14 protein-coding genes are annotated in these 9,657 nt (G+C 63.2%); 13 read left to right on the top strand and 1 reads right to left on the bottom strand.

The genetic code is table 11. From position 1 onward, the window contains the following. Positions 1-423: 423 nt before the first annotated feature. Complete coding sequence (locus tag N6L24_RS04555; RefSeq protein ID WP_271843446.1) at positions 424-1,332, bottom strand: alpha/beta hydrolase family esterase; 909 nt, start codon at positions 1,330-1,332, stop codon at positions 424-426. A gap of 266 nt (positions 1,333-1,598) precedes the next feature. On the opposite strand from N6L24_RS04555, the gene N6L24_RS04550 reads away from it, so the two are divergent. The 13 genes from N6L24_RS04550 to N6L24_RS04490 all read left to right on the top strand — a co-directional run bounded on the left by N6L24_RS04550 (position 1,599) and on the right by N6L24_RS04490 (position 9,644). After that, complete coding sequence (locus N6L24_RS04550; protein ID WP_271843445.1) at positions 1,599-1,940, top strand: hypothetical protein; 342 nt, start codon at positions 1,599-1,601, stop codon at positions 1,938-1,940. Continuing rightward, positions 1,849-3,219 (top strand): DNA-packaging protein, encoded by a 1,371-nt coding sequence (locus N6L24_RS04545; RefSeq protein WP_442872574.1) that lies wholly within the window; start codon positions 1,849-1,851, stop codon positions 3,217-3,219. The genes N6L24_RS04550 and N6L24_RS04545 overlap by 92 nt, the downstream gene beginning before the upstream one ends. A gap of 109 nt (positions 3,220-3,328) precedes the next feature. Beyond that, positions 3,329-4,507, top strand: a complete 1,179-nt coding sequence (locus tag N6L24_RS04540; RefSeq protein ID WP_271843444.1) for a phage portal protein — start codon at positions 3,329-3,331, stop codon at positions 4,505-4,507. Further along, a complete protein-coding gene (locus tag N6L24_RS04535; RefSeq protein ID WP_271843443.1) occupies positions 4,500-4,745 on the top strand; it encodes a GTA head formation protein, RCAP_rcc01685 family in 246 nt (81 codons plus the stop codon). Before N6L24_RS04540 ends, N6L24_RS04535 begins: the two co-directional genes overlap by 8 nt. A gap of 10 nt (positions 4,746-4,755) precedes the next feature. Continuing rightward, positions 4,756-5,328, top strand: coding sequence for an HK97 family phage prohead protease (locus N6L24_RS04530; RefSeq protein ID WP_271843442.1), 573 nt, complete (start codon positions 4,756-4,758; stop codon positions 5,326-5,328). A 71-nt stretch (positions 5,329-5,399) separates the two neighbouring features. Beyond that, positions 5,400-6,509: a phage major capsid protein gene (locus tag N6L24_RS04525; RefSeq protein WP_271843475.1), complete on the top strand. Its 1,110-nt coding sequence runs from the start codon at positions 5,400-5,402 to the stop codon at positions 6,507-6,509. A gap of 155 nt (positions 6,510-6,664) precedes the next feature. After that, complete coding sequence (locus N6L24_RS04520) at positions 6,665-7,264, top strand: head-tail connector protein (protein WP_271843441.1); 600 nt, start codon at positions 6,665-6,667, stop codon at positions 7,262-7,264. Then, the gene (locus tag N6L24_RS04515) at positions 7,261-7,599 is read left to right on the top strand and encodes a head-tail adaptor protein (protein ID WP_271843440.1); all 339 of its coding nucleotides are present in this window, start codon (positions 7,261-7,263) and stop codon (positions 7,597-7,599) included. Before N6L24_RS04520 ends, N6L24_RS04515 begins: the two co-directional genes overlap by 4 nt. Then, positions 7,596-8,006: a DUF3168 domain-containing protein gene (locus tag N6L24_RS04510; RefSeq protein WP_271843439.1), complete on the top strand. Its 411-nt coding sequence runs from the start codon at positions 7,596-7,598 to the stop codon at positions 8,004-8,006. Before N6L24_RS04515 ends, N6L24_RS04510 begins: the two co-directional genes overlap by 4 nt. Positions 8,007-8,030: 24 nt before the next feature. After that, entirely contained in the window at positions 8,031-8,447 is a 417-nt protein-coding gene (locus N6L24_RS04505; RefSeq protein WP_271843438.1) for a phage major tail protein, TP901-1 family, read from the top strand. A 2-nt stretch (positions 8,448-8,449) separates the two neighbouring features. Further along, positions 8,450-8,785: a gene transfer agent family protein gene (locus tag N6L24_RS04500; protein WP_271843437.1), complete on the top strand. Its 336-nt coding sequence runs from the start codon at positions 8,450-8,452 to the stop codon at positions 8,783-8,785. 5 nt (positions 8,786-8,790) lie between these two features. Further along, complete coding sequence (locus N6L24_RS04495) at positions 8,791-8,982, top strand: rcc01693 family protein (RefSeq protein WP_334312311.1); 192 nt, start codon at positions 8,791-8,793, stop codon at positions 8,980-8,982. Continuing rightward, positions 8,979-9,644, top strand: a complete 666-nt coding sequence (locus tag N6L24_RS04490) for a phage tail tape measure protein (protein ID WP_271843435.1) — start codon at positions 8,979-8,981, stop codon at positions 9,642-9,644. Before N6L24_RS04495 ends, N6L24_RS04490 begins: the two co-directional genes overlap by 4 nt. The last annotated feature ends 13 nt before the right edge of the window (positions 9,645-9,657 follow it).

Below are 9,657 nucleotides of genomic sequence, written 5' to 3'. Positions count from 1 at the left end.
AAATGGCTCTGGACTTACAACAACGAAAGACCAAACATGGGCATCGGCGGGATGACCCCGATACAGAAACTGACAGCAGCTTAAATTCTACTGATACGCCCCTCTAAAAATGGGGGGATTACCGTTCGGCTTGACCTTGCTCCGATTTTGCCCTCTTCTGTCAAATGGCTCTGGAGCCTCTGCAAAGAAATCACATTGAGGATTTCGGCAGAAATTTACGCTGATGCCAAAGGAAGGCAAAGGCAAGCGCCTACGCGCGCCTGACGAAGATTTCTTCGTGGCTGTTCCCACACTTTCTCTCCCGGTTTTTCCGAGTTTTTCTTATTATTGTGGGATAAGATTGGCCAGAAACTGGCCAACCAAAATCTTATTTTGCAACACTTATGGTAAAGGGCTGGCCACTGGCGGGGTTTTCTGTTTGGGTTATTGCCCCCCTAATGTGGCCATCTGCTGCCACATATACGGGGCGATTTGGGGGCCGATTTCGTAATACCAGTGACTGTGCCCGGGAATGGTAAACTGTGTCACCGGGTGGCCGGCCTGCGCGAGGGCGCGGGCTGTGGCTGTGACCTCTGCCAAGGGTACGCTTTGATCCTGATCGCCTATATAGGCAATCAATGGGATGCCTTCTGGGGCGGGACGGACCCAGTCTGCCGGCATGCTGCCTGCGTGGGTGGCGACGGCTTTCCACGGGCCGTTTGAGTGATTGGCCACATAGCTGGCCAGCACACCCCCGGCGGAATGCCCCATGAGATACACATTCTGCTGATCAATCGGGTAATGTGCCGCGGCTTCGGTCAGCAATTGCTTTAGAAAATCAGCACCGTCATCTATCAGGCTCCAGTCCGAGGCAAGGCTGGAATTTGGCGCAAGCAGCACAAGCTGCTCCCGCTCCGCTGTGCTGCGCCACATGTCGATCATCGACAGGCCATTGCGGCCCGCGCCATGCAGCAGGATCACCGTGGCCCGGGGTTTGCCAAAGGTCATGCCATGGCCGAACCATTGGCGGCGCAGCTCGGTGCCCGTTTGGGTGGTTTGGGTGAACGAAAAGCTGCGGGCGATATTCTGCGGCGCATCATAGGTAAAATCCGTCGTGGTCAGCGTCAGCGGCCCCTCAAATATGCGCGCGTCATAACGGACCTTCGGGGCCAGCGTGACAGGTTGGACGGCGGCGGGGGTGACGGGGGCGACGGCGGTCTGGGCAGTGTCCGGTGCACTGTCAGGCGCGCCGCGCAGATGCGCCACCGCGGTCTCAGAGGGCAGGGGCAGGAGCACATGCAACAGCGCGGCGGCGGCGAAAAGCGTGATCAAAAAGCTGCGAAGAAAGGTCATCTGTCTCCCCGGATCATGAAAATATGCCCGGTTTCTAAAGGGATACTATGGCGCAATTATGGACAGCGCCCCGCGCAGTACGCAGTCCGGCATGGGTGTTGCACCTCTGTCGATCTCCTTATTAACATACTGTAAATATTGAAAAATTTGACTTTACATGTGGTCGTGCCTAGCTTGTAGATAGCTGGATGACCAGGGCTGCAGGTGCAGATTTGCAGCTTGGGCACTCGTGTGGAGGGGCAACTTTACATGAGAGGCAACATCACATGGATAAGAACCCAGAAACAGAGGGTCACGAAAATCTGGATGCAGAACTCGAGACGGTGCGCACAGCCCTGATCGACATGAGCCAGACATTGGATCTGATCCGCCTTGAGATACTGGAAGGCGGGCCGGATCGTATTCGCGAATCCGTCAGGGTGCTCAGCGATATTCGCAGCTGGGCCAAGCTGGCGATAGAAACGGAGGCACGTTTTGAAGAACGTCAGCAACGACAGCAAGGGGCCGTCAACGGCTATGCCCTTGATCTCGAAGAAGCCCGCCATACGATCGGGTGCCGATTGGCTCGCCTGCGCAGATGTTGCGGTGCAGGACAAATTTCTGAATGACCTAACTGAGGGAGAGCTGCTGGCTCTCCCATTTTTGTTTGAGTTCTGGGCCATGGCGCATCAATTACCGCCAGAAGGTGACTGGAAAACCTGGGTCATTCTGGGCGGGCGCGGGGCGGGCAAAACCCGCGCCGGGGCGGAATGGGTGCGCAGCATGGTCGAGGGGGCCAAGCCACTTGACCCGGGACGCGCGCGCCGTGTGGCGCTGGTCGGGGAAACCATGGATCAGGTGCGCGAGGTGATGGTGTTTGGCGACAGTGGGTTGCTGGCCTGTTCGCCTCCGGACCGGCGCCCGGACTGGCAGGCCACCCGGCGGCAGCTGGTCTGGCCGAATGGCGCGGTGGCGCAGGCCTTTTCCGCCCATGACCCAGAGCGGCTGCGCGGCCCGCAGTTTGACGCCGCCTGGGTAGATGAACTGGCGAAATGGAAACGCGCAGATGACACCTGGGACATGCTGCAATTTGGGTTGCGTCTGGGGGATCATCCGCAGCAGGTCGTGACCACAACACCGCGCAATGTGCCGGTGCTGCGGCGGCTCTTGGCGCATGACAGCACCGTGCAGACCCACGCCCCGACCGAGGCCAACCGCGCCAATCTGGCCCAGAGCTTTCTGGAGGAGGTGATGCAGCGCTATCGCGGCTCGCGCCTGGGGAGGCAGGAACTTGACGGTGTGCTGCTGGCGGATCTGCCGGGGGCGCTGTGGCAGCGCGAGATGTTTGACAGCCAGCGCCGCACCCAGCCCGGGCCGCTGGACCGCATTGTTGTTGCGGTGGACCCGCCGGTCAGCGGCACGGCGCGCTCTGATGAATGTGGCATTCTGGTGGTCGGCGGGCACCTGCAAGGGCCGCCGTCACGCTGGCAGGCCGTGGTGCTGGAGGATGCCACCATACAGGGGCAAAGCCCGCTGGGCTGGGCGCAGGCGGCGGTGGCAGCGTTTCATCGCTGGCAGGCCGACCGGCTGGTGGCCGAGGTCAATCAGGGCGGCGATCTGGTGCAGAGCGTTCTGCGGCAAGTGGACCCGAACTTGCCCTATAAATCCCTGCGCGCCAGCCATTCCAAGGCGGCGCGGGCCGAACCTGCGGCGGCGCTTTATGAACAGGGGCGCGTGGCCCATCTGCCGGGGCTGGACGCGCTGGAGGATCAGCTGTGCCTGATGACGCCGCAGGGCTATGGCGGGGCGGGGTCGCCCGACAGGGCCGATGCGCTCGTCTGGGCCCTGCATGAGTTGATCCTGACCCCCGGTGCGCCGCAGAGCAATCCGGCGCTGCGGGTGCTTTAGCGCTGTTGCGCCCGGCGCGCGCGCGGCTGTGGGCGGGTTTTAAGACCTAGGTGAGAAAGTGTTCTAGCCAAACGGCACCCCACGGTGGGCAGGCAAAGGAGCACAACTGATGGTTTTCGACTTTCTCAAACGCAATACTGCCCAGCCCGCCGAGCGCAAGGCCAGTGCCACCGGGCCGGTGGTGGCCTATCACTCTGCCGGGCGGGTGGCCTGGTCGCCGCGCGACACCGCGTCCCTGACCCGTACAGGGTTCACCGGCAATCCGGTCGGCTTTCGTTGTGTCAAACTGATCGCCGAAGCGGCCGCGGCCGTGCCCTTGGTGATCGAGGATGCCAGCCGCCGCTTTGACAGCCATCCGCTTTTGCCCCTGATCAAGCGTCCCAATGCGGCGCAGGGGCAGGCGGAGTTTCTAGAGGCGCTCTATGCCCAGCTGCTTTTGTCCGGCGATGGCTATGTCGAAGCCGTCGGAGAGGCGGCGCAGCCAGTGGAATTGCACGTGCTGCGCAGTGAGCGGATGCGTGTGGTGCCCGGCGCGGATGGCTGGCCCATTGCCTATGAATACAAGGTTGGCGGGCGCGCGCACCGCTTTGATCTGACCAGCGGAGCGCGCATCTGCCATATCCGCAGCTTTCATCCGCAGGATGATCACTATGGGTTTTCCCCGATGCAGGCCGCTGCCATGGCGCTTGATGTGCATACGGCTGCATCGCGGTGGGCCAAGGCGCTGCTGGACAATGCGGCGCGCCCTTCGGGGGCCATTGTCTACAAAGGCATGGATGGGCAGAGCAGTCTGACGGGGGAGCAATACGACCGGCTCGTCGGCGAGATGGAGGCGCATCACCAAGGGGCGCGCAACGCCGGACGCCCGATGCTGCTGGAGGGCGGGCTGGATTGGAAACCCATGGGGTTTTCACCAAGCGACATGGAGTTTCAAAAAAGCAAAGAGGCCGCAGCGCGGGAAATTGCGCTGGCCTTTGGGGTGCCGCCGATGCTGCTCGGTATTCCGGGCGATGCGACCTATGCCAATTACCAGGAGGCGCATCGGGCGTTCTTTCGCCTGACGGTGCTGCCGCTGGCGACGCGCGTCACGGCGCGGCTGAGCGACTGGATGCAGGATATCACGCAGGACGCAGCGCGGCTGAAACCGGATTTGGACCAGGTGCCCGCACTGAGCGCTGAACGCGAGGCGCAGTGGCGCCGGGTGCAGGCGGCTGATTTTCTTAGCAAAGCCGAAAAGCGCCGCATTCTGGGTCTGCCGCCCTTGATGGACGGATCAGCAGATGACTGAGCCGGCACACCCACGTGGGCAGCGCTATGGGTTTGAGGCCTTTGACTGCGCCCCGGCGCTGCGGCTTGAGGCGCACGAACGGGTCGCCAAGCTGCAGATTGATGCGCTGAACGCGCGGCTTGACCGGATCGAGGAGCTGATCGAGCGGCTGGAACGCCGGCTGTGGCTCGCGGTTTACGGGGTGGCTGCGGTCATTCTGGCGCAGGCTTTTCAATCGGTGATTCAGGCAACGCCATAAGGAGGTGACGATGGAATTGGAACGGAAATTTGCCCAGGCCGATCAGGTCATCGCGCTGAAGGACGGCTGCCAGATTTCGGGCTATGCCTCGCTGTTCGGGGCGGTGGATCAGGGCGGCGACATTGTCGAGCCGGGGGCCTATGCAGCGTCTTTGGCGCGGCTGATGGCGAGCGGGCGTCGGGTCAAAATGCTGTGGCAGCATGATCCCGCCCAGCCGATCGGCATCTGGGATGAGGTGCGCGAGGACAGCAAGGGGCTATGGGTGTGCGGGCGGCTTTTGCCCGATGTTGCCCGCGCCCGAGAAGCTGCCGCGCTGATCACCGCCGGTGCGCTTGATGGTCTGTCGATTGGCTATCGCACGGTGAAAGCCAGCAAAAGCGCCGCCGGTCAGCGCCATCTGACGGAACTGGACCTCTGGGAGGTCTCGCTTGTGACCTTCCCGATGTTGGCCAGCGCCCGTGTGGCCGCCAAGGCCGAAGCCCCGGAAGCTGAGTTGCTGCAGGACATCGCAGCGCTCTTTCAGGAAGCGCGCGTCAGTCTCGCGCAGCCAACCCCACCCGAGATGCGAAAGGATCAGCCATGACAGCAGCACCACATACCGGGTCGCCGCAGCGCGAAACCGACCTGAATGCCCTTCAATCCGTACATGAGGCGATGACCGGATTTTCACAGGAATTCAAAGGCTTTCAGAGCGACATTCACCAAAAATTTCAGCAGCAGGATGAACGTATGAACAGACTGGATCAAAAAACACTGACCGGCGCACGCCCGGTTCTGGGCACCACCGACATGGTGCAGCCGCATCAAAAAGCGATCGGGGCTTATCTGCGCAATGGCGACGATGACGCGCTGCGCGGGCTTGAGCTTGAAGAGAAAGCCCTGTCCACCGCTGTCAATGGCGACGGCGGCTACCTGGTGGACCCGGTGACATCGGACACTATCAAATCGGTGCTCTCGGCCACGGCCTCGATCCGTGCGATTGCCAATGTGGTGACGGTGCAGGCGACCTCATATGATGTGCTGATCGACAGTTCAGAGGCCGAGGCCGGCTGGGCCGATGAGACCTCCCCAAGCACAGAAAGCGGCACGCCGACGATTGAGCGCATTAGCATTCCGCTTTACGAACTCTCTGCCCTGCCCAAGGCCAGCCAGCGGCTGCTGGATGACAGCGCCTTTGATGTCGAAAACTGGCTCGCCGGGCGCATTGCGGAAAAATTCGCGCGCTCCGAAGCGGCGGCCTTCATTGCCGGCGATGGCATCGACAAGCCGACCGGCATTCTCAGCCACCCGGCGGTGGATAACGACAGCTGGAGCTGGGGCAACCTTGGCTATATCGCCACCGGTACGGATGGCGCCTTTGCGGGCGGGGATGCGCTGATTGATCTCGTTTATGCGCTCGGGGCGGAGTACCGCGCCAACGGGCAATTTGTCATGAATTCCAAGACCGCCGGGGCGGTGCGCAAGCTCAAGGACGCGGATGGGCGGTTCCTCTGGTCTGATGGGCTGGCCGCAGGCGAGCCCGCGCGGCTGCTGGGGTATCCGGTGCTGATTGCCGAAGATATGCCAGATATCGCCGCGGATGCCGATGCCATTGCCTTTGGCGATTTTTCGGCGGGCTACACGATTGCGGAGCGCCCGGACCTGCGCATTCTGCGTGATCCGTTCTCTGCCAAGCCGCATGTGCTGTTTTACGCCACCAAACGTGTCGGCGGTGATGTGAGCGATTTTGCGGCGATCAAACTGCTGCGGTTCTCGGTGGCCTAAGCCATCGAGATGGGCAGGGCGGCCGCTTTGCGGCCCTGCCTGGGCGTGCGCCGGATGCGCGTTATCTGGCTGCTCCCCTCCCTCAGAGTGACGTGAGGCGCGCGCCCGCGAGACCCGTTCAGTCGGAGGGGAGCCTGATTTTTTGGAGTAGTGCCATGATGTTAGTGGATGAAACCACCGTGCCCTTGGCGGCCCTGCCGTTGGCTGAGTTTCGCGCGCATTTGCGCATGGGCACCGGCTTTGGCGAAGAGACGCTGCAGGATGGGGTGCTCGAAAGTTTTCTGCGTGCCAGCATTGCTGCGATCGAAGCGCGGACCAGCAAGGTGCTGATCGCACGGGGGATCACCTGGCGCGTCACCTGCTGGCAGAGCGCGACCGGCCAATCCCTGCCGCTGGCCCCGGTGATCTCGCTGGATGAACAGCGGCTGTTGGATGCCGAGGGCGGCATCAGCGATATAACCGCGCTGCGACTGGTGCCCGATACGCACCGGCCAATGTTGCGCCCGATTGGTGCGGCTATGCCCGTGATTGCCAAGGGCGGCCAGGCCGAAATTGTCGCCACGATTGGCCTGTCCGCGACATGGGATGGCTTGCCCGTGGATCTGCGGCAGGCGGTGTTGATGCTGGCGGCGCATTTTTATGAATACCGGCAAGAGGTCACGCTGGGTGCGGGCTGCATGCCCTTTGGCGTCACCAGCCTTTTGGCGCGCTATGTGCCGCTGCGCCTTGGCTTTGCGCAGGAGCAGGGCGCATGAGCGCGCCGCGCTTGAACCGGGCACTCACGCTGGAGGCCCCAGCACGGCAGGCGGACGGTGCCGGAGGCTTTGCACAGGGTTGGGACGCGCTCGGTCAGCAGTGGTGCGCCCTCAGCGGCGCGGGGGCGCACCGGTTGGCACGCGGGGGGGCGACGCTAACGCTATCGCATTACCGCATCACGCTGCGGGCCAGCCCGGTTGGCTCGGCCATGCGGCCGGTGCCGGGCCAGCGTTTTCGCGACGGCAGTCGGATCTTTGACATTCTCGCGGTCCAAGAGGCGGACCCGGACGGTCGCTATCTGGTCTGCGATGCACAGGAAGAGGTGGCGACATGAGTTATGGCATGGCGGTTGCGCTGCAAAGCGCGGTGTACCAACGGCTGACAGCAGATGCGACGTTGACGGGGCTGATCGGCACGGCGGTCTTTGACGAGCTGCCCAGCGGTGTCTTTCCGGCCACCTACGTGACGCTTGGTCCCGAGGTGGCGGTGGAGCGATCTGACAAGACCGGCGGCGGGGCGCTGCATCGGTTTTCCGTCGCGGTGATTTCGGACGCGGCGGGCTTTGCCCACCCCAAGGCGGTGGCCGTGGCGATCTGCGACGCGCTGCAGGATGCGGCACTGACGCTCAGCCGGGGACATTTGGTGTCGCTCAATTTTGAACGGGCGGTGGCCAGCCGAGAGGAGGCGGCCAGCCTCAGGCGGATTGAGCTGCGCTTTGCGGCGCGGGTGGATGACCAGTGATTTCAGACAAAGGAGGCCGGTGAGATGGCGGCACAGAATGGCAAAGACCTGTTGATCAAGGTGGATATCCTGGGGGATGGCAGTTTTGTCACCCTGGCAGGGCTGCGCGCAACGCGCATCAGTTTCAACGCCGAAAGCGTGGATGTCACCTCGCTGGAAAGTCAGGGTGGCTGGCGCGAGCTTTTGGCCGGGGCCGGGGTGAAATCTGCGGCGATCTCTGGCGCAGGGGTGTTCAAAGATGCCGACACCGATGAACGCGCGCGGCAGCTGTTCTTTGATGGCGAGATACCGGACTTTCAGGTGATCATCCCGGATTTCGGCATTGTCGAAGGGCGCTTTCAGGTGACGGCGCTGGACTATGCGGGCGATCACAATGGCGAAGCCACCTATGAGCTTGCGCTGGCCTCTGCCGGCGCGCTGAGCTTCACGGCGGCGGTCTGATCATGGCGGGCGCGGCCAATCCCTGGGCGGGCGAGGTGACGCTGGTGCTGAACGGGCAGAGCCAGCGTATGAAGCTGACGCTGGGCGCGTTGGCGCAGCTTGAAAGCGCGCTTGGGACCGGCTCGCTCATGGAGTTGGTGTCGCGGTTTGAAAGTGGCGCGTTCAGCGCCGGGGATCTGCAGGCGCTGCTGCTGGCGGGGCTGATGGGCGGCGGCTGGCGGGGCAATGCCGCAGATCTGGCCGCTGCGGATATTGCCGGCGGCCCGATGGAGGCCACCCGCGCGGCCGCGCGTTTGCTGGCCCTCAGCTTCACATCCCCCGAAGGCGGCGCGCCGTGAGCCGCATGGATTGGGCCGGGCTGATGCGCGTTGGCCTTGGTGGCTTGCGGCTGACACCCGATCAGTTCTGGGCGCTGACCCCGGCAGAATTGGCGCTCATGCTCGGGGAGCCGGAGGGCGGCCAAGCTATGGATCGCGCGGCACTCAATGATCTGATCGCCGCCTATCCCGATGCCACAGAAGGAACCTCAGAATGACAGACACACAGCATTTGCAGGATGTTGATAGCCAGCTTGAGGCGATCTCGGGCAGCGCGGCGGCCACCAGCGCGGATCTCTCGGCCTTCAGCGCCGAATTGGGCCGCATGGGGCAGCGATTGCAGAAATCCGGCGGTGATCTCAAAACCCTCGAAACCGGGCTGACGCGCGGCCTCAAGGGGGCGGTCAAAGGCATGGTGCAGCAGGGCGATAGTCTGGGCGATGCGCTGCGCCAAGTGGTGCAGTCGGTTCAAGCGGCGGCCTTTGATGCGGCGCTGACGCCTGTCACCAAACAGGTCGGCGGCATGATGGCGCAGGGCATTGGTCAACTGGTGGCGGGCATTCTGCCGTTTGAAAACGGCGCGGCCTTTTCGCAGGGCCGCGTGCGGGCCTTTGCCAATGGCGGCATCGTCAGCGGCGCGACCGCCTTTCCAATGCGCGGCGGGCTTGGGCTGATGGGCGAGGCAGGCCCAGAGGCGATCCTGCCGCTCGCGCGCGGCAGGGACGGCAAGCTTGGCGTGCAAAGCGCGGGTGGCGCAGGGCGGCCTGTCACGGTGGTGATGAACATCCAAACCCCGGATGCACCGAGTTTTCAACGCAGCCGTTCGCAGATCGCCGCACAGATGAGCCGCGCGCTCCTGCGCGGGCAGCGGGGCAGATAGGCCAAAGGCCGGA

The sequence above is a fragment of the Cognatishimia sp. SS12 genome (assembly GCF_028369055.1).
In the GTDB taxonomy this organism is placed as follows: Bacteria; Pseudomonadota; Alphaproteobacteria; order Rhodobacterales; family Rhodobacteraceae; genus Cognatishimia.
This window is presented reverse-complemented; position numbering and strand designations above follow the sequence as displayed.

Excerpts from the sequence above, each read along its gene's own strand:
- N6L24_RS04495 (WP_334312311.1), top strand. The coding sequence starts at position 8,791 with ATGGATTGGGCCGGGCTGATGCGCGTTGGCCTTGGTGGCTTGCGGCTG.
- N6L24_RS04530 (WP_271843442.1), top strand. The coding sequence starts at position 4,756 with ATGGAATTGGAACGGAAATTTGCCCAGGCCGATCAGGTCATCGCGCTG.
- N6L24_RS04520 (WP_271843441.1), top strand. The coding sequence starts at position 6,665 with ATGATGTTAGTGGATGAAACCACCGTGCCCTTGGCGGCCCTGCCGTTG.
- N6L24_RS04545 (WP_442872574.1), top strand. The coding sequence starts at position 1,849 with ATGCCCTTGATCTCGAAGAAGCCCGCCATACGATCGGGTGCCGATTGG.
- N6L24_RS04540 (WP_271843444.1), top strand. The coding sequence starts at position 3,329 with ATGGTTTTCGACTTTCTCAAACGCAATACTGCCCAGCCCGCCGAGCGC.
- N6L24_RS04525 (WP_271843475.1), top strand. The coding sequence starts at position 5,400 with ATGACCGGATTTTCACAGGAATTCAAAGGCTTTCAGAGCGACATTCAC.
- N6L24_RS04500 (WP_271843437.1), top strand. The coding sequence starts at position 8,450 with ATGGCGGGCGCGGCCAATCCCTGGGCGGGCGAGGTGACGCTGGTGCTG.
- N6L24_RS04510 (WP_271843439.1), top strand. The coding sequence starts at position 7,596 with ATGAGTTATGGCATGGCGGTTGCGCTGCAAAGCGCGGTGTACCAACGG.
- N6L24_RS04505 (WP_271843438.1), top strand. The coding sequence starts at position 8,031 with ATGGCGGCACAGAATGGCAAAGACCTGTTGATCAAGGTGGATATCCTG.
- N6L24_RS04490 (WP_271843435.1), top strand. The coding sequence starts at position 8,979 with ATGACAGACACACAGCATTTGCAGGATGTTGATAGCCAGCTTGAGGCG.
- N6L24_RS04515 (WP_271843440.1), top strand. The coding sequence starts at position 7,261 with ATGAGCGCGCCGCGCTTGAACCGGGCACTCACGCTGGAGGCCCCAGCA.
- N6L24_RS04550 (WP_271843445.1), top strand. The coding sequence starts at position 1,599 with ATGGATAAGAACCCAGAAACAGAGGGTCACGAAAATCTGGATGCAGAA.
- N6L24_RS04535 (WP_271843443.1), top strand. The coding sequence starts at position 4,500 with ATGACTGAGCCGGCACACCCACGTGGGCAGCGCTATGGGTTTGAGGCC.
- N6L24_RS04555 (WP_271843446.1), bottom strand. The coding sequence starts at position 1,332 with ATGACCTTTCTTCGCAGCTTTTTGATCACGCTTTTCGCCGCCGCCGCG.